Below are 17,661 nucleotides of genomic sequence, written 5' to 3' on the forward strand. Positions count from 1 at the left end.
CCCGATCCACCCCCGGGGGGCGGTTGAGGAGCCGCCCCTTTTCACGAAGAGCAGGAGGAGATGAAATGCTCGACAAGACAGTCACCACGCGCGTGCAGGCGCTTCTCGACAAGTTTGGCGCCGCGCTTGAGGCCGGCAGGATCGAGGACGCGACCGGCATGTTCGCCGAGGAATGCTATTGGCGCGACCTGGTGGCCTTCACCTGGAACATCAAGACGGTGGAAGGACGCGACCAGGTGCGCGACATGCTGCAATCGCAGCTAGCCCTCACCAGGCCGTCCAATTGGCAGGTCGCCGGCGGCGAGGAGGCAACGGAAAACGACGGCGTGCTCGAAAGCTGGATCTCGTTCGAAACCGGTGCCGGACGCGGCTATGGTCTCGTGCGCTTCAAGAACGGCCTGATCTGGACCTTGCTGACGGCGCTCGTCGAACTGAAGGGGCATGAGGAAAAGGCAGGCTTCACGCGCCCGCTCGGGGCGAAGCACGGGCAGAACCTCGGCGCCAGGACCTGGAAGGAGGAACGGGACGAGGAAGCCCGCACGCTCGGTTACGAAAAACAGCCCTATGTCGTCGTCATCGGCGGCGGGCAGGGCGGCATCGCGCTCGGCGCACGGCTCCGGCAGCTCGGCGTGCCGACCATCATCCTGGAGAAGAACGACCGGCCGGGCGATTCCTGGCGCAAGCGCTACAAGTCGCTCTGCCTGCACGATCCGGTCTGGTACGACCATCTGCCCTATATCGATTTTCCCAAGAACTGGCCGATCTTCTCGCCGAAGGACAAGATCGGCGACTGGCTGGAGTTCTACACGAAGGTGATGGAACTGAACTACTGGACCCGCTCCACGGCGAAATCGGCGACGTGGGACGAGGCGAAAAAGGAGTGGACCGTCGTCGTCGACCGTGACGGCGAGGATGTCGTCCTGCATCCAAAGCAGCTCGTCTTCGCGACCGGCATGTCCGGAAAGCCCAACATTCCGGACTTCAAGGGCCGCGACCGCTTCAAGGGCGAGCAACACCATTCCTCGCAGCATCCCGGCCCCGACGGCTACAAGGGAAAGAAGGTCGTGGTGATCGGTTCGAACAATTCCGCCCATGACATCTGCGCCGCGCTTCATGAGGCCGGCGTCGACGTGACCATGATCCAGCGTTCGACGACCCATATCGTCAAGTCGGATACGCTGATGGATATCGGGCTCGGGGCGCTTTATTCGGAGCAGGCCGTGGCCAACGGGGTGACGACCGCCAAGGCCGACCTTATCTTCGCGTCGCTGCCCTACCGGATCATGCACGAGTTCCAGATTCCGCTCTACGACAGGATGAGGGAGCGGGACGCCGACTTCTATGCGGCGCTGGAAAAGGCGGGTTTCCAGCTCGACTGGGGGACCGACGGGTCGGGCCTGTTCATGAAATACCTGCGTCGCGGTTCCGGCTACTATATCGACATCGGCGCGTCGCAACTGATCATCGACGGCAAGATCAAGCTGGCCGCCGGCCAGGTCCAGGAATTGACGGAGAACGGCGTGAAGCTTGCCGATGGCAGGGAAATCCCGGCCGACGTCATCGTCTATGCGACGGGCTACGGTTCGATGAACGGCTGGGTGGCCGACCTGATCGACCAGGAGACGGCGGACAGGGTCGGCAAGGTCTGGGGCCTCGGTTCCGATACGCCAAAGGACCCCGGCCCCTGGGAGGGCGAGCAGCGCAACATGTGGAAGCCGACACAGCAGGAGGCCTTGTGGTTCCACGGCGGCAACCTGCACCAGTCGCGCCACTATTCCCAATACCTGGCGCTGCAGCTGAAAGCCCGGCTGGAGGGTATTCCGACGCCCGTCTACGGCCGCCAGGAGGTGCATCACCGGAAATAACCGGCGCTCCTGCACCAGCCGGTCCGCTGCCCGTCGCGTACGGCACGCGCCGAACGCCGTGTCGTCGTTCATCGGCGCGAGGCCCGGCGGCAATGCATTGAAAGTCCACCGGAGGCATGTGCCTCCGGTGGACATGATGCTCAGTGCATGAAAGCCAGGTAGGCGATATAGGCGAGAGCGATCACTCCGGCGACCGCGAGAGCAGCCCGGCCTTCGATGATCAGGTTTGTCGACCGTGCGGAGCGGGTGACGGCAATCCGGCTGGTCTGCTTTTCGGGGAAGGACTTCGGCATCGTTCGTTTTCCTTGTCGTTGGTTCTGTCGGGGTCCGCGCGCTTGGACTGATTTCGTTATGGCAGAGCGGAAAACCATCTTCACGGACGCGAAGCTTCGTGTAGGTTGATGTGCAGGCGCAACCGGGGAACGGCGTGATGAACCTGCGAGGGGAAGAGCGATGGGTCGATTGCGCAAAGGCGGAAAGCGCCTATCGGGCCGCGCAGGCCCGTAATCCTTCCTTTACGAAGTTCATAAGCGAGAAGCTCGGGGCAGGGCCGCTGACACGCATCCGCGGCACCGGCAAGAACGGCAAGACCCATACGCGGATCACGCTGACCAATATCCGCATTTTCGCCGAACTGTGCGGGGTCAGGGTCGATGATCTCATCGTTGCCGGCTTTCCCCAGCCCGACGAACCCGGATTCCTGACGCTCGTGACGATCGGGGGCGTCAACCACATCGCCTTCGGCGACGAGAAATACGAGGACAACGGCCGCTTCAGTTTCGGCCTGCGGCTCAATCTCATCGCTCCCGGCGTGCCGTTCATCCTTCTGGGGTTTCGCGCGGATTATATCGCACCGGACGGCTGCTATTGCCTGAACGGAGAGCAGGACATCCTTGTCAACGACGTGAAATGCCCGACCGCCGGCAATTTCCTGGACTTCCGGGAGCCGGTGCCGATATCGAACGGCATCGCGCAAATCGCCCTGGCCAGAAAGGCGAGGCCGCCCCTGACGGTGCAGAAGCCGGTCGATTGCGATTACGGCGAGGTCTGCGTCACGATCCGCGTCTTGCATGACCGCGTGGAAGAGACGACGGAGCATTTCTTCGCATACCGGCCCGGTGGCGATCTTGTGCCGATCAAGCGCCGCTCCGATCCGCCCCTGCTGAACCGGAAGGAACTGGAGGCGATGCTCGCCGCCGGAGCCATCGGCAAGGAGGAATTCGAGCGGGCGACCTGGATCGGCGATGTCGACCGTTATCATGTGCTGGCGTTCCCGCAACATTGCACACAGGTCCATCCCGTCGACATGGTGTTCTGGGACGTCACGCCCGAGTACCGCGAATTCCTGCAGGGGCTTCTGCGCAAGGCGCGCGCCTTCGCGGAGCGATTGCGACCGGAGTGACGGCGCTCTCCTGCCCGCCGAACGAACCGCCGATTCCAGCCGGACGACGGTTCTGGCTATCTGCGGTGGGAGGCGCCAGACAGCAATCGCCAATTGTGTCACGCCAAAGTCACGACACTTGCTGGCATCATTCTCTAGTATTGCCTCCGAGGCCTCTGTCAGCCTCCAGTCGCCTGCCCCTCGCCACTACCCCGGCGAGGGGGTTTTTGTGACGGTTGTGGACGCGGAACAGAGCATATCGTCAGGGGACAAGCGCGCCGCCTGGCGGTTCCGTTCAGTCTTCAATCGCATTGTCCTAGAGCCTGAGGATGGCGAGGCTTTCCAGCCGATACCCGATGATCCGGCGCGGCAATTCCTGAGAATCTGGATTGTTGAGCGACGCGCGCAGAAGACGCGCCGGTGCACATGACCGCCCCAGGATTCCATCGGCTGACGTTCATTCCGCCGCCAGCAGGGCCGCCGGTCCTGGCCGATCTCGATGACGGCCGTTCCCGATTGAAACTGTCCCGGTGCCGCCCTCGACGCAGAACCCTGCGAGCATCTCCGCACACGCTGTCTCAGATATGCGACAGTATGAAATTTATAAAAATAAAATAACATTGACAAAAATAAATCAAACATGAATAGCTATCCACACCGGCGGATGCGACAGCGCACCCCGGAGGAGGAGTGACTTGTCGATGAATATCCGGGAGGAAAGCCTCCGGCGCCTTGCGTCGGGGATGCCCGTCGACGTGCTTGTGATCGGCGGCGGCGTCAACGGCGTTGCAGTGCTGCGGGACCTCGCGCTCAACGATGTGCCGGCCGTCCTGCTGGACAGGGCCGACTTTTGCAAGGGTGCGAGCGGCGCATCCTCGCGCATGGCCCATGGCGGCCTGCGTTATCTCGAAAACCGGGAATTCAAGCTCGTCGCCGAATCCACGCGGGAGCGCAACCTGCTGCTCAAATATGCTCCGCATGTCACGTCTCCGCTGGAAATCGCCGTGCCGCTCACCAATCTTCTCGGCGGGCTTACCGGGTCGATCCGGCGTTTCCTGGGGTTTTCGTCGAAGGATACGCGGCTGAGCGCGGCTGCCCTCCAGGGCGCGCTTTTCCTCTATGAACTCCTCGGGCGCGTGGAAAAGGTGCTGCCGTCCCACGACATCACCCTTTCGAAGAGCCGGTTTCCCGCCGCACTGTCATCCCGCTACAAGGCGCTCATTCGCTATTACGACGCGCGCATCTGCAATCCGGAAGCGCTGGTGCTGGAGATGCTGGAAGGCGCGCTGGCTTCCAGCCGCAACGCGGCCTGCCTCAACCATATCACCTGGTCGCAGGGGATCGACGGGGGGATCACCGTCGTCGATCCCGCGAAAGGCAATGCCTACACGCTGCGGCCGAAGCTGATCGTCAACGCCGCCGGTGCCTGGGTGGATGCTGTCAATGCCGATCTCGGTCTTTCGACGGCCTATATTCGGCCGGTCAAGGGAGCGCATCTCCTGCTGCGCCACGATGCGCTCTTCGAACGTATGGCGGGCCGCGCCTTCTATTTTGACGATGGCACGGGCCGGATGGTGATTTCCTATCCGCTGGATGGCACCGTGCTTCTCGGTACGACGGAAATCCCGGTCGGCGATCCCGATGACAATATCGTCGCCCCGTCCGAGATCGAGTACCTGACGCAGGCGATCTCGCGCCTTTTCGACGACATCACCGTGACGGAGGACCATATCGTTGCGGTGACGAGCGGCATCCGCCCCCTTCAGGCCGGCGGCCATGAGAGCGCCAACCGGGCCAACCGGGACCATCTGATCGCCGAGGACACGCTGCCGCGCGGGGGCATATCCGTCCTGTCGCTCGTCGGCGGCAAATGGACGACGTTCCGCGCGTTCAGCGAGCAGGCCACGGACCGCGTACTGCAACGCCTCTCGCGCCATCGCAAGGTCGACACGCGGCGGCGTTTCTATCCGGGAGCCGACCAGCTTGCGGCGGTGCGCGTGCGGCTCAAGGCCCGGGCGGACATTCCTTCGGACCGGGCGGATGTCCTGGTCCGGCGCTACGGCGCCCTTGCGGGCGCGGTGGCGGATTTCTGTTCTGGCGGCACCGATGCGCCGCTTGGCAGCCTTCCGGACCATACCCGCCGCGAGATCGTCTGGCTGATCGAGCAGAGAGCGGCGCTCTTCCTCGACGACCTGATCCTGCGGCGCATGCAGGTCGTGGCGGAAGGCCGCTGCACACCGGCCGCAGTCGGCGAACTGGGCCGCATCCTGGCCGAAACCAGGGGAAAGGACGAGGAGTGGATGCGCGCGCAGGTCTCCTTCTGTCTTGGGCTGCAGACGGTGATCTTCGCACCGGCCCCGGCCAGGGAGGTTCGGCATGCGTGACCTGTTCCTCTCCATCGACGCCGGTGGCACGGCCGTCAAGGCGGCGGTTTTCGACGCGGAAGGGCGGCTCGTCGCACTGAAGGCCATCGACATCGTGACGCTGCACCGCCCGAATGGCTGGGTGGAGCGGGAGGCGGAGCCGTTCTGGCAGAAGACCGCGCGTGCCATCCGCGAACTGACGGCGACGGAGGTTCCGGCGGAGAGGATCGCGGTCGTCGGCTGCACCGGCTTCGGCAACGGCGTCTTTCTCGTCGACGGCGAGGGGCGGGCAACCCGCGACGGGATCGTCTCCGTCGACCACCGCGCCCAGCCGCTTGTCGATGCGATGGTGCGTGACGGGACCGCCGCCGGCATCGAAGCCGTTACCGGCCAGCAGGTCTGGGGCGGCCAGACGGTGATGCAGCTCGTATGGCTCGCGCGCAACGAGCCCGGGATCGTGCGCCGGACGCGGTTTGCCCTTTCCTGCAAGGATTTCCTGCGCATGCGTCTCACCGGCGTTGCGGCGACGGAGCCGACCGATGCGAGTGGCGGCGGCCTCTTCGATCTGGAGAAAGGCGGTTACGACGCGGCGTTGTTCCAGCGTCTCGGCATTCCCGAGTTTTTCGAGCGCATGCCGCCCGTCGTCGAGAATTCGGCGGTTGCCGGCTCCGTGAGCCGGATGGCCGCGGCCGAAACCGGACTTGTCGAGGGAACGCCGGTCGTGGCGGGCATGATGGATGTCGGCGCTTGCGTGCTTGGTTCCGGCGCGCTCGGCAACGGCGCCCTGACGATGATCGCCGGCACCTGGTCGATCAATGCCGTGGAGCATGCAGGGAAGGTCGAAGGCAGGCCGCCCATCCTCAATATGCTGCATCGGGACCGCGCCTGCCGGCTGCTGGCGACGGGCAGCCCCACATCGGCGGGAAACCTCACATGGTATCTCTCGCATGCGGCTGGCGGCAGCGTGACCTTCGACGAGGCCAACGAACTGGTGGCCGCAAGCGCGGTGGACGGCCGGCGCTGCCATTTCCTCCCCTATGTCAACGGCCCGCATCCGCGCAGGGGCGCCTTCGTCGGCCTCGTCAATTCGGACGACCGTGGTTCCATGCTGCGCGCGATCTACGAGGGCGTGGCGTTCCAGCACCGGCGGCACGGGGAGGAGGTCACGGCCTATCTCGCACCTCGCAGGCCGGGCGTCATCCGGCTGGCCGGGGGCGCATCGAAGAGCCGGGCGTGGACGCAGATCTTCGCGGACGTCTGCGGCCTTCCGGTGGAGGTATGCGAGGGCGACGAGATCGGAGCGCTCGGAACCGCCATCTGCGCCTCGGTGGCGGCCGGAGTGCACCCCGACCTTCCGGCCGCCGTGCGGGCGATGTGCCGCGTGACCCGGTCGAGCGAGCCGGACCCGGCACGCCGCGCATTCTACGAGGATCGCTACCGCGAGTTCCTGACCGTCGACAAGACGCTTGCCGGGCTGTTCGAAGAGCCGGAGCGGCAGGCCCCCCAATAGTTCTTCAAGAAGAGGAGGAGTGACATGAAGATGAAGACCCTATTATTCGGATCGGCCTGCCTGCTGGCCATGCCGGCCGCGGCCATGGCGCAGGCCGATGCCTGCGTCGGCAAGGTGCCGACGATCAACGTGATCGGGCAGGGCATGCCCTCGGTGACGGCGCTCGACCGGTATCTCGGCGAGTTCAACAAGAAATGGAAGACCACCGTGAAGATCACGCTGCTCGGGGAGAACGAGCGGCGGGCGAAGGCGCGGCTCGATGCCTCGACAGGCGCCGGGGCCTATCAGGTCCTCTATGTCGACGAAGCGAACATCGCCGAATATGCGACGGCCGGCTGGGTCTATCCGCTCGCCGATGTGCTGCCTGCGGAATACGACATTTCCGATTTCCGGGTCGATCTGTCCAACGTGGCGAGCTTCAAGGGGAAGCAGTATTTCGCGCCCTTCGTCGGCGGTGGGGACATCCTCATCTACCGCAAGGACATTCTCCAGCAGAAGGGCCTTCCGGTTCCCAGGACGCTCGATGAGCTGGTCGCGGGGATCAAGGCGGTCAACGATCCGGCCAACAAGCTCTACGGCTGGTCGGCCCGGGGCCAGCGCGGCTCAGGTATGAACGTGTGGCGCTGGACGCCCTTTTTCCGCGGGCTTGGCGGCAAGTGGCTCGATGGCGACCAGCCCGCCTTCAACTCCGAAACGGGCGTGAAGGCGACCGAACTCTATGTCGACCTGATGAAATATGCGCCGCCCGGCGTGGGTACGTTCAACTGGTCGGATTCCGTCGAGGCCTTCCGGGGCGGCCAGGTGGCCTACCTGATCGAATCCGATGTCTTCGGACCATGGATGGAAGATCCGGAAAAGTCGATCGTGAAGGGCAAGGTCGGTTATGCGCCACCGCCCGAACCGCTCGGCTCCGCTGGCTGGGCGCACGGGTTCGCGGTCTCGGCTGTCGGCGCCAAGGATGAGTGCACGAAGAAGATCAGCGGCGACTTCGTCGGCTGGGCCACGTCCAAGGAGATGGAAGCCCATCGGCTCGCCGACGGTATCGCCTCCGATATCGGCCGCCGCTCGACGCTGGAAAGCGAGGCCTTCCGCAAGGCGGTGCCGGCCGAGTACATCGAGGCGCTGCTTGCCACGGGGCCGCGTACGAACCTGCTGATCATGGCAAATCCCGCCTGGCCGGAAATCGGCGACGAACTGGGCCTCGTGCTGGAGGAGATCTTCACCGGCACGAAGACCGATATCCGGGGTGCGCTCGACGAGGCGGCCTTCTCCGCCGAAGACGCCCTGCGCCGCGTCAAGAAATAGGCGCCCGCGAAAGACCGTCGGCCGGGCGGTCTCCGTCCGGCCACTTCCCTCCTGTTCGAAGGTCTACGGAATGCAACAAAGACGCTTCCTTTTCTGGACGCTGACGCCGGCTTTCAGCCTTCTGGCCGCGCTCGCGCTGATATCGATCGCCGGAGCGCTTTACTTCTCGGTGATGGACAGGTCCCTGCGCTATCCGGACTATGATTTCGTGGGGCTTTACAACTACCAGCGCCTGCTCGGCGATCGGCGGTTCCTGAATGCGCTGAAGATCTCCGCGCTCTGGGAAGCGATCACCGTGGCCGGATCACTGCTGCTTGCCATCCTGCTTGCGGTGTTCCTTTTCGAGAACACCAGGTCCCAGGCGGCCCGCAACCTGATCTGCCTCGCATTCCTCGCGCCTGTTCTGCTGCCGCGTGTGGCGGCCGCCTTCATCTGGCGCTTCCTGTATTCGCCGACGCTCGGTCTCATCAACTATGTCTGCGATCTCCTCGGGCTGGGGCAGTTCGAGTTCCTCGCAAGTCCCTCGCTGGCGCTCTTCTCGGTCGCTGCGGTCGATATCTGGCAATGGGGCCTGTTCTTCACCGTCATCCTGCTGAAACTGCTGGAAACCCTGCCCAAGGACCCGATCGAGGCCGCGCAGCTCGACAATGCGCGCACCTGGGAAATCCACGCCTATGTCACGCTGCCGATGCTGCGCACGCCGATCATCAGCCTCGCCCTGGTGAAGGCCGTGGAATCGCTGCGTTCCTTCGACCTTATCTTCGTGATGACCGGTGGCGGGCCGGGCACCGCGACCGAGACGCTCGATCTCTACGCCTACCAGATGGGCATCAACCTCGGGGGCCGCGTCTCCTACGCCTCGGCCATGTCGATCCTGCTCCTCCTGATCACCATCGTCATCTTCACGCTCGTCTGGAAAGGTATCCGCAAATGGGCCGCCTGATCAGCCGCATCCTTTCCAGAGGCCTGCTGGCGCTATTCGTCCTCGTGGCACTGGCGCCGATCCTCTGGACTGTGCTCAGCTCCTTCAAGAAGCTGCGCGATATCGTGACGCCCGTGCCGAAGCTGTTCTTTTCGCCGACGCTGGAGAACTTCGCCACCATCCTGCTCAACCCCTCCATTCGCGATGGCCTCTACAATTCGGTGGTCGTCGTCGGCGTGTCGGTTTTTCTCGGGGCCCTGCTCGGGATACCCGCGGCTTTCGGGCTGGCGCGCCTGCCGGAGCGGCTCAAGGGTGAAATGCAGTTCTTCGTGCTGTCGCTGCGCTTCATGCCTCCGGTCGCGATCGCGATACCCTTTATCGTGATCTACCTCGACCTCGGCATCTACGACACGCTGTTCGGTCTGATCCTCGTCTATCTGGTGACGACGGTTTCCACGGTGATCTGGCTGTCCGTGCCGGCCTTCGAACGCGTGCCGCGCGAAATCGAGGAGGCGGCGGCGATGGAAGGTTGCACGCCGGCCGAGATCTTCCTCAAGTTCTCGCTGCCGATCGCGGCCCCGTCGCTGTTCGGTGCGCTCGTCTTCACCTTCGTTCTGGTCTGGAACGAACTTCTCCTGGCGCTGACGCTTGCGGCCGAGAACGGCACGCTCCCGGTCGTCGCCGCCTCCATCACCTCGCTCGGCAAGGAGGTTCCGTGGGGCGTGATCAACGCCGCCACCGTCATCCTCGTGCTGCCGCCGCTCGTCTTCATCGGCCTCCTGATGGGCTTCATCAACCGCATGGTCGCTCCGGGCCGGAAGTAGGAACATCCCATGGCAAACATCAAATGCACCAATATCCGCAAGTCATACGGCGGCGTCACGGTCATCCAGGACCTCAACCTCGACATTCCCGATCATGAATTCGTCGTCTTCCTGGGACCGTCCGGCTGCGGCAAGTCGACCATGCTGCGCATGATCGCCGGCCTGGAGGAGATTTCCGGCGGCAAGGTCGAGATCGGCGAACGGGATGTCACCCACCTGCCGCCGGGCGAGCGCGGCGTGGCGATGGTTTTCCAGTCCTACGCGCTCTATCCCCACATGAGCGTCTACGACAACATCGCCTTCGGGCTCAGGCGGCAGAAGGTGGCGGAGGCCGAGATCGCCGCGCGTGTCACGCAGGTCTCCGGCCTTCTCGGGCTCGAGCAGTTCCTCGACCGCAAGCCCAGGAATCTCTCCGGCGGCCAGCAGCAGCGTGTGGCCATGGCGCGCGCCATGATCAAGACGCCGAAGCTTTTCCTGTTCGACGAACCGCTCTCGAACCTCGACGCCAAGCTGCGCGAGAAGCTGAGAACGGAAATCCGTCGCATGCATCTCGACCTGAAGACGACGACGATCTTCGTCACGCACGACCAGCTCGAGGCCATGACGATCGCCGACCGCATCGTGCTGATGCGGGCAGGGGCGATCGAGCAGCAGGGCACGCCGTCCGAGATATTCGACCGGCCGGCGACGCGCTTCGTGGCCGATTTCATCGGTTCGCCGGCGATGAATTTCCGCGACTGCACGGTGCGCGCCGACGGCGGTTCCATCGAACTGACGTCCGGATCGATCCGCCTGCGGGTGCCGGCATCGGACTTCGCGCCCCTTGCGGACGGAGCCACGGTCGAGATCGGCTTGCGCCCGTCGAAGATGGACCTTGCGGCGGCAGGGGACGAGAACGCGATTTCCGGCACCGTCGTCCTCGTGGAGAACATGGGCAGCGAAGGGCAGGTCGTCGTCGATGTCGACGGGCGCGAGATGTCCTTCGTCACCAAGGCCTTCCGCAGCCTTTCCGGTGGCTCCCCGGTCCGCTTCGCCATCGGCCCGGACAGCATTCACCTCTTTTCGAAGGAAACCGGCCGCACGCTTCGCAGGCCGGCCTGACCAGACCATCCGATCGGACAGCACGATGACGAACAAGACCCGCTACGAAGAGAAAATCGGACGTATCCGCGCAGGCGGATACCGCAAGGGCGACTTCATGCTCGCCGACGCCAAGGATGCGGACCTTTCGGGCGGCATCCTCACGACCGGCCGCCGCCGGGACGCGAGCGGCAGGGCAACCGGAAACCGCAGCCGCCAGGAATTCCTCGCCGAGATCAAGGCGCTCGTGGAGCAGGATGTTGTCGACATCATGCTGGCCTCGACCTCCAACATCGAGGCGCTTGCCGACAGCGGCGTCTTCGACGGTTCGAAAGTCATGCCGGCCTTCCGCGCCAACGACACGACGGACGTCTGGGGCATCATCAGGGGCGGGCGGTATCGTGACATGCCGTCGCGGCCCTTCCGCACGACCGATCTTGCGAAGGCGAAGGCCGGGCTTTGCCTCTATTCGATGACGTTCAACAACGACGCCGAGGCCGACCTTGCGACGCTGGAGGCCTATCGTTGCTTCCGTCCCGAGGCACGCGCCGCCGGCAAGAAGCATTTCCTGGAAATCTTCAATCCGAACATGCCGCTTGGCCTCTCGGCCGCCGAGACGGGCATGTATGTGAACGATTGCATCGCAAGGACGCTCGCGGGCCTCACGAAGGACGAACGGCCGGAATTCCTCAAGGTCGCCTATAACGGTCCCGCGGCGCTGGAGGAACTGGTCTCGCACGACACGTCCATCATTGTCGGCGTGCTGGGCGGCGGCACGGGTACGCATCTCGACACGTTCGAACTCGTCAGCCAGGCCGAACGTTTCGGCGCGCGCCTCGCGCTTTTCGGGCGCAAGATCAACATGGCCGAACACCAGCCGGCATTGGTCGCATGGATGCGCGCCGTGGCCGGCGGGGACGCGAGCCCCCGGGAGGCCGTTCGCGGTTATCACGGCGACCTGCAAAAGTACGGGATTTCCCCGGACCGGTCGATTGACGACGATCTCGTCATATCTGAAGAGGTGTTGAAAGCAGAAGCGCGGCCAGGCAACTGAGCCTGCCCGCGCCAGCAGATCGGACCCGTCATGAGCCGCCATCAGCAGCCATCCAGCAAGATCATCGCGGAAGTCGCCTGGATGTACTATGTCCGCGGCATGAACCAGGGAGAGATCGCCGATGCGCTCTCGCTGTCCCGGCCGACGGTCATCAGCTATCTCAAGACCGCCAAGGAGCGGAACATCGTCTGCATCCGCATCGCGCCGGAGCATTATCGCATCAACGCCATGGCCGACGCGCTGCGCGAGAGGTTCGGCCTGAAGAGCGTGCATGTCGTGCCGGACGAAGGAGCGGAGGGCGAGGCGCTTGCGCGCGCGGTGTGCGAGGTCGCGGCTCATCACCTGCCCAATCTGCTGCAGCCGGAAGACGTGCTGGGCGTCTCCTGGGGGCAGACGGTCTCCTTCGTCTCGGAATACGTGCCCGACTGGCCGATCGAGAAGCTCACCGTCCGCCAGCTTCTCGGCTCCATCGCCAACCCGCTGCTGAGCACGTCGGAAAGCTGCACGACGGAAATCGCCCGCAGGCTGCACGCCTATTGCATCAATTTCAACGCGCCGGCCATCTGTTCCACGGCGGAGCTGGCGGACGCGCTGAAGCGCGAGCCGATCATCCGCGAGCAGTTGGAGAACCTGCGCAAGTGCAACAAGGCGATCTATTCGCTGAGTCCCTGCACGCCCGACACCCATGTGGTGCAGTTCAAGATCGCCACTGAAGACGACATCGAGGACTATCGCCGCAAGGGAGCGGTCGGCATCATCGCCGGCCGCTTCATCGACCGGAACGGCCAGGCCGTTCTCGGCGACCTCGACCGGCGCATCATCGGCGTCGACCACGATCTCCTGCGTTCGATGGAAGGTCTCCTCGTCGTCAGCGGCAATTTCAAGCGCGACGCGGCACTTGCGGCTCTGCGCGGCGGTTTCGTCGACCATCTGGTCGTCGATGCGCGGCTGGCGGTGCTGCTTGCGCAATCGGATTGATCCGGGGCGGAACGATCCCTGGACGGGCGTTGTCCCGAACAGGCCGCCCGCCGCAGGCGGACGAACGGAGAAGTCCTGGGGTTCCAGCCATTGCTCCGTTCGTCCATCGGCCCGGCGGAACCGGCTGATCGTCGGGAAATCCGATGTGGTCTTCCGACAGGCACGGAAATGGCGCATCGGAGGCGCCGCGCCTGCTTCGTGCGGGACATGTCAGCGGGTTGCGAGCGCGTAGGGCCTCTTCTCCGTCCATTGCGGAGGCGCGCCGTATTTGGAGGCTACGACGCCGATCAAACCGGGCGCACGGCCAAAGGCGTCGCACGCGGCGTATTTGGGCTTGCCGCCAAGCCAGGACTGCATACGCTGCCGTGACGGGATGGAGATGTTCAATCCTTTCGGCTCCTTGCCGGCGATCAGGATTCGTGAGAACTCGTCCGCGAATTTCGTCGCCAGGCCATAGGCGTCACCGACTTCGGAAACGCGCGGGTTGTTCTGGATCGAGTTCGCCCCGCGCGCCCACAACATCGCCGCGCTCTGGAGGCCGTTGCTATTGACGGCCTCGGCCTCGACCGCGAGCCCTCCGAGCCCGAGAGGCAGGCGCGGCACGCTGATGGGCAGGACAAAGCCCGTGCCGACGCTGACGACAGTCGCAACCCCCGCCATCGCCTTGTTGGTCGGCACGATGTCGGCGACCACCGAGCGAACGGTCAGGTCTGCCGGCTCGCTCGCCGGGACCATTTGATATTTGTCGCTGAGCGCGACGCAGAGCGCCCGGTCGAGAACGTTGGACACCAGCGCGCGGTCGGCCACCGACCTGATCCGGGATGCGGCGTTGAGGGAGAAGGTTGTCGGCACGATCCGGACCGTCTTGATCCGGGCAAGCTGCGGCCCGTCGACATAGAGCCGCTTCTTGGTGAATGTTCCCCTGGGAGGACTGAGGTTGCTGTAGGAGGTCAGCGTTCCTGCTTCCTTTACCGGCACCGAGGTGCATCCGGTGATTGCCATGGTCATGAGGAGGACCAGGCATGCGAACCAGGACGGCCTTGGCGGATATTCGAAAAATCGGCGGAATGGGTGGGGATGGCTGCACACGTTCGCTGGCCTCGGTTATTGATATCCCGGGGACAGTGCGAACGAAGAATTGCCGCAACATTACGGGCGACTGCTCCCCAATGGCGGATCGCCGGAAAATGGGGAGCGAAGAGCCGCAATGGGGACGCGGCAGGCCGCCACGATGGAGGCGTGCCCTCGCAGAGGACGAGCCGCTTCGTCCGTCAAAGCCGGATCGTGACCCGTGTTCCCGTCGAGCCGTTCTTGATGCTGACCTGTCCGCCGTGATTTGCGACCACCTGTTTCACCAGGCTCAGGCCGAGCCCCGCGCCCGTGCTCTTGGGAGTGGCGCGATAGAACGGCTCGAAAACGAGATTTCGATGTTCAGGCGGTATTCCAGGCCCTTCGTCGGCCACATCGATCTCGCCGCCGGCCGAAACGGAGACCGTTATCATTCCTCCATTGCCGCCGTGGTCGATCGCGTTGCGGACCAGGTTGCCGATCGCTCTCGCCAGGGCCGAGGGACTGCCTTTGCGTTCGAGCCTCTCCATCTCGCTCTGGAAGGAAATCTGGTAGCCGGCTGCGATTGCCAGGGGCGCGACGTCCGCCACGACCGCTCGCGCGATTTCGACGAGGTCGACCGCTTCATGCAAATCCGCCGCCTGGTCGTTGCGTTCGAAATCGAGGAGCTGCTCGGCCGTATCGGCCAGACGGGCGACATCGCCCAGCAACCGCTCGCGCTCCCGGCCGTCGGGCATTCCGTCGATCCGTGTCTGCATGATCGCGATAGGTGTCCTGAGCTCATGGGCAGCATCGATCAGGAAGCGCTGGCGTTTCCTCGCCTCGTTCTCAAGACGGTCGAGCGTTCCGTTGAAAGCCGTGACCAGCGGAGCGACTTCCTTCGGGATGCCGCCCACGGGAAGGCGTGCTCCATGCCGGCGCGGCTCGATTTGCGCCGCCCTTTCGGCGACGTCGCTCACCCGTGCAAGCGCATGGCCGACGATCCGCGGAACGGCAAGAAAAATCGCGGGCAGGGCGACTGCGAGCAGAGAGACATAGATCGGATAGGCCCTGGCCAGAAGGGCGAAAACGGGCGAGCCCTTGTCAGCCACGCCACCAAACAGAATTCGAACCTCACCCACCGCCGTTTGGGCATTGTCGATCGTCGCGACCTCGTTTGTCGCCGTGGACCCCCGTATGTCCGCATCGTCGAACAGGTGGACCAGGTGCGCGAGGCCGGCATAGGCCGGGGGGATGGTGTTGTGGGACACCGAAGCGCCATCCACCGTGGCCACCACATACCAGAGCGAGCCGTTCTGCTGCTTGAGCGCCATCAGTTCCGGCGTCTCCTGCAGCTCCAGGCGCCCTTGGCCGTCGCGCGCCGCGGCCCCGGCGATCGCCGACCCGATCTTTTCCTCCATGGCGATGTTCGGCGACATGATCGTGGTCGCCCAGACGCAAAGCCCGAGGATCACCGCGGCAACGACCGTGACGATGACAAGGCTGAGCTGCCAGCTCAGCCTCCACCGAAGTGAAGGGTTCGCTTTCTCCGCCAAACGCATCACTCCTCCTTCAGGAGATATCCGACGCCCCGGATATTGTGGATCACCACGCCGGTGCCGGCATCCTGCAGCCGCTTGCGCAACCTGGAGATATGCGCATCGAGCGCATTGGACTGGATTTCTTCCTCGTAATTGTAGACTGCGGCTTCGAGCGTCGAGCGAAGGACGGTCTTGCCTTTGCGTTTGGCCAGCGTCACGAGAACGAGAAGCTCGCGTCTGGGAAGATCGAGCGAGATCGTCTCGATCGTGACATTCAGATGCAGGGGATCGATCGTCATCCGGCCGGCGACGATGCCGGGTTCCGCAAGGCTGGGTGGCCGTCTCAGCACGGCGCGCACCCGCGCCATCAATTCCTCGACGAGGAAAGGCTTGCCCAGATAGTCGTCGGCGCCGACATTCAGGCCCTCGACACGCTCCAGCGGCTCATTTCTTGCCGTCAGCACGATAATGGGCGCATCCGTCCCGGCCTGTCGTAGCTTCGGAATGAACGTCAGCCCTTCACCGTCCGGCAAACGCCGGTCCAGGAGAATGGCGTCGTAGTCGTTCTGGAGGGTCAGCTCGAAAGCATCGGCGAGATGCGTCGTGTGGTCCGTGACGATGCCATGTTTGCCGAGCGCCACCGACAGGGCAGCCGCCAGTTCTCTTTCGTCCTCTATCAGCAGAAGTCTCATCGTTCCTTCACCCTTCCGTCCGGTCCTTGTCGGCCGCAAAGGTTGCGGCAGCATTACGGGGATGGCGGGCCGCCAAGGTAATGCTGCTGCAATCGTCAAAGCCTAGCAACCGGGGGCATCCGGTCGCGAAAACGAGACCCGTGCACCAGGGGACAGTGTTATGGCTTTTAGATGGACGATGAGGATTGCTTCCGGCAGCGTCGATCTGACCGTGGGGACGTTACGGCGGAATTGGAGACCGTCCGGACCATCGGCGAGCGGGGATAGAGAGGTAAAATGACCTGTCTAAAGTTCGTTACCGGTGTTTTCTCCCGATATTTCCTACCGGCCGTCATATGGGCCGCGCTTCTGAGCGGACCGCTCGTCATCCTTCTTGTCAAATAGCCTGCAGTTCGTTGGGATAGAAGCCGGTCCCTGCCGTCCTTGAGGTCGAGATGGTTTTCGTCCGAAAGGACGATGAGCACGTTGGCGGCCTTGGCGCCGGCAGGCGCCAGAAATTGTCTCAGGCACAAAGATAAGTCGTCATATGGCTGCTTATAGCCATTTGGAATGACAATGAAGCAACGGGTGTGCTCCTATATGCCGAGCGATTGCGCCATTGCCGGATGTGAATTCCTCCGGTCACGCCGTGGCGAGGACGAAATCGAAGGGGGATCGCCAGAGCGTCGGAGCGTTCTTGAGGCTTTCGAAGGGTGCGACGAGGGTCTGCTTGACGCCGAAGACGGTGTCGGACTGGAGATAGGGATCGTCGCCGACGAAGGTGTGGGTGACGAGCTTCTGGAAGCCCTTGGCCCTGACCAGATAATGCATGTGCGCCGGCCTGTAGGGATGGCGTCCGAGATGGGCGAGCATCTGCCCGACCGGCCCGTCGTCGGGAATGGGATAGGAGACCGGCTTGATGCCGGTGAAGCGGTATCGGCCGTCCGGGCCGGTGACGAAGATGCCGCGATTGTTCCACCTGGGCTGGATGCCTGGCTGCTGCACGTCGTAGAAGCCGTCGGCATTGTCGGACCAGACGTCGATGCTGGCGCCTTCGACCGGATTGCCGTCGAGATCGAGGACGCGGCCCTCGTAGAGGCAGCTTTCGCCCTTGCCGTCG

15 protein-coding genes are annotated in these 17,661 nt (G+C 63.9%); 10 read left to right on the forward strand and 5 right to left on the reverse strand.

Annotation, left to right across the window (positions count from 1 at the left end; translation table 11 throughout):
* The first annotated feature begins 65 nt into the window (after positions 1-65).
* Positions 66-1,865 (forward strand): NAD(P)-binding domain-containing protein, encoded by a 1,800-nt coding sequence (locus tag ACFFP0_RS08095; RefSeq protein WP_377258670.1) that lies wholly within the window; start codon positions 66-68, stop codon positions 1,863-1,865.
* Between the two features lie 140 nt (positions 1,866-2,005).
* Here ACFFP0_RS08095 and ACFFP0_RS08100 read toward each other — a convergent pair whose 3' ends face one another.
* Positions 2,006-2,158 (reverse strand): hypothetical protein, encoded by a 153-nt coding sequence (locus tag ACFFP0_RS08100; protein ID WP_377258673.1) that lies wholly within the window; start codon positions 2,156-2,158, stop codon positions 2,006-2,008.
* Between the two features lie 137 nt (positions 2,159-2,295).
* On the opposite strand from ACFFP0_RS08100, the gene ACFFP0_RS08105 reads away from it, so the two are divergent.
* The 9 genes from ACFFP0_RS08105 (at position 2,296) to ACFFP0_RS08145 (ending at position 13,282) form a co-directional block, all read left to right on the forward strand.
* Positions 2,296-3,267, forward strand: a complete 972-nt coding sequence (locus tag ACFFP0_RS08105) for a hypothetical protein (protein ID WP_377258676.1) — start codon at positions 2,296-2,298, stop codon at positions 3,265-3,267.
* Between the two features lie 680 nt (positions 3,268-3,947).
* Positions 3,948-5,630, forward strand: a complete 1,683-nt coding sequence (locus ACFFP0_RS08110; protein WP_377258794.1) for a glycerol-3-phosphate dehydrogenase/oxidase — start codon at positions 3,948-3,950, stop codon at positions 5,628-5,630.
* Complete coding sequence (locus tag ACFFP0_RS08115; RefSeq protein WP_377258679.1) at positions 5,623-7,119, forward strand: FGGY-family carbohydrate kinase; 1,497 nt, start codon at positions 5,623-5,625, stop codon at positions 7,117-7,119. The genes ACFFP0_RS08110 and ACFFP0_RS08115 overlap by 8 nt, the downstream gene beginning before the upstream one ends.
* A gap of 24 nt (positions 7,120-7,143) precedes the next feature.
* Positions 7,144-8,424, forward strand: a complete 1,281-nt coding sequence (locus ACFFP0_RS08120; protein WP_377258682.1) for an ABC transporter substrate-binding protein — start codon at positions 7,144-7,146, stop codon at positions 8,422-8,424.
* Positions 8,425-8,494: 70 nt separating this feature from the next.
* On the forward strand, positions 8,495-9,367 hold the full coding sequence (locus ACFFP0_RS08125) for a carbohydrate ABC transporter permease (protein ID WP_377258685.1): 873 nt from the start codon (positions 8,495-8,497) through the stop codon (positions 9,365-9,367).
* A complete protein-coding gene (locus ACFFP0_RS08130; RefSeq protein WP_377258688.1) occupies positions 9,355-10,170 on the forward strand; it encodes a carbohydrate ABC transporter permease in 816 nt (271 codons plus the stop codon). Before ACFFP0_RS08125 ends, ACFFP0_RS08130 begins: the two co-directional genes overlap by 13 nt.
* Before the next feature lie 9 nt (positions 10,171-10,179).
* A complete protein-coding gene (locus ACFFP0_RS08135) occupies positions 10,180-11,271 on the forward strand; it encodes an ABC transporter ATP-binding protein (protein ID WP_377258691.1) in 1,092 nt (363 codons plus the stop codon).
* 25 nt (positions 11,272-11,296) lie between these two features.
* Positions 11,297-12,304, forward strand: coding sequence for a hypothetical protein (locus ACFFP0_RS08140; RefSeq protein ID WP_377258694.1), 1,008 nt, complete (start codon positions 11,297-11,299; stop codon positions 12,302-12,304).
* 30 nt (positions 12,305-12,334) lie between these two features.
* A complete protein-coding gene (locus ACFFP0_RS08145; RefSeq protein ID WP_377258697.1) occupies positions 12,335-13,282 on the forward strand; it encodes a sugar-binding transcriptional regulator in 948 nt (315 codons plus the stop codon).
* A 210-nt stretch (positions 13,283-13,492) separates the two neighbouring features.
* On the opposite strand, the gene ACFFP0_RS08150 is transcribed toward ACFFP0_RS08145, so the two are convergent.
* The 4 genes from ACFFP0_RS08150 to ACFFP0_RS08165 all read right to left on the reverse strand — a co-directional run.
* On the reverse strand, positions 13,493-14,290 hold the full coding sequence (locus ACFFP0_RS08150) for a DUF3313 domain-containing protein (RefSeq protein WP_377258700.1): 798 nt from the start codon (positions 14,288-14,290) through the stop codon (positions 13,493-13,495).
* A 263-nt stretch (positions 14,291-14,553) separates the two neighbouring features.
* A complete protein-coding gene (locus ACFFP0_RS08155) occupies positions 14,554-15,891 on the reverse strand; it encodes a sensor histidine kinase (protein ID WP_377258703.1) in 1,338 nt (445 codons plus the stop codon).
* Entirely contained in the window at positions 15,891-16,562 is a 672-nt protein-coding gene (locus ACFFP0_RS08160) for a response regulator transcription factor (protein WP_377258706.1), read from the reverse strand. Before ACFFP0_RS08160 ends, ACFFP0_RS08155 begins: the two co-directional genes overlap by 1 nt.
* Before the next feature lie 621 nt (positions 16,563-17,183).
* On the reverse strand, positions 17,184-17,661 hold a 478-nt coding region (locus ACFFP0_RS08165), incomplete at its 5' end, for a dioxygenase family protein (RefSeq protein WP_446692707.1).

Origin of the sequence: Neorhizobium puerariae, assembly GCF_042429745.1 — a bacterium.
GTDB classification, from domain to species: domain Bacteria; phylum Pseudomonadota; class Alphaproteobacteria; order Rhizobiales; family Rhizobiaceae; genus Neorhizobium; species Neorhizobium puerariae.

Coding starts and splice junctions, on each gene's coding strand:
- ACFFP0_RS08095 (WP_377258670.1), top strand. CDS start 66: ATGCTCGACAAGACAGTCACCACGCGCGTGCAGGCGCTTCTCGACAAG.
- ACFFP0_RS08100 (WP_377258673.1), bottom strand. CDS start 2,158: ATGCCGAAGTCCTTCCCCGAAAAGCAGACCAGCCGGATTGCCGTCACC.
- ACFFP0_RS08105 (WP_377258676.1), top strand. CDS start 2,296: ATGAACCTGCGAGGGGAAGAGCGATGGGTCGATTGCGCAAAGGCGGAA.
- ACFFP0_RS08110 (WP_377258794.1), top strand. CDS start 3,948: ATGAATATCCGGGAGGAAAGCCTCCGGCGCCTTGCGTCGGGGATGCCC.
- ACFFP0_RS08115 (WP_377258679.1), top strand. CDS start 5,623: ATGCGTGACCTGTTCCTCTCCATCGACGCCGGTGGCACGGCCGTCAAG.
- ACFFP0_RS08120 (WP_377258682.1), top strand. CDS start 7,144: ATGAAGATGAAGACCCTATTATTCGGATCGGCCTGCCTGCTGGCCATG.
- ACFFP0_RS08125 (WP_377258685.1), top strand. CDS start 8,495: ATGCAACAAAGACGCTTCCTTTTCTGGACGCTGACGCCGGCTTTCAGC.
- ACFFP0_RS08130 (WP_377258688.1), top strand. CDS start 9,355: ATGGGCCGCCTGATCAGCCGCATCCTTTCCAGAGGCCTGCTGGCGCTA.
- ACFFP0_RS08135 (WP_377258691.1), top strand. CDS start 10,180: ATGGCAAACATCAAATGCACCAATATCCGCAAGTCATACGGCGGCGTC.
- ACFFP0_RS08140 (WP_377258694.1), top strand. CDS start 11,297: ATGACGAACAAGACCCGCTACGAAGAGAAAATCGGACGTATCCGCGCA.
- ACFFP0_RS08145 (WP_377258697.1), top strand. CDS start 12,335: ATGAGCCGCCATCAGCAGCCATCCAGCAAGATCATCGCGGAAGTCGCC.
- ACFFP0_RS08150 (WP_377258700.1), bottom strand. CDS start 14,290: ATGACCATGGCAATCACCGGATGCACCTCGGTGCCGGTAAAGGAAGCA.
- ACFFP0_RS08155 (WP_377258703.1), bottom strand. CDS start 15,891: ATGCGTTTGGCGGAGAAAGCGAACCCTTCACTTCGGTGGAGGCTGAGC.
- ACFFP0_RS08160 (WP_377258706.1), bottom strand. CDS start 16,562: ATGAGACTTCTGCTGATAGAGGACGAAAGAGAACTGGCGGCTGCCCTG.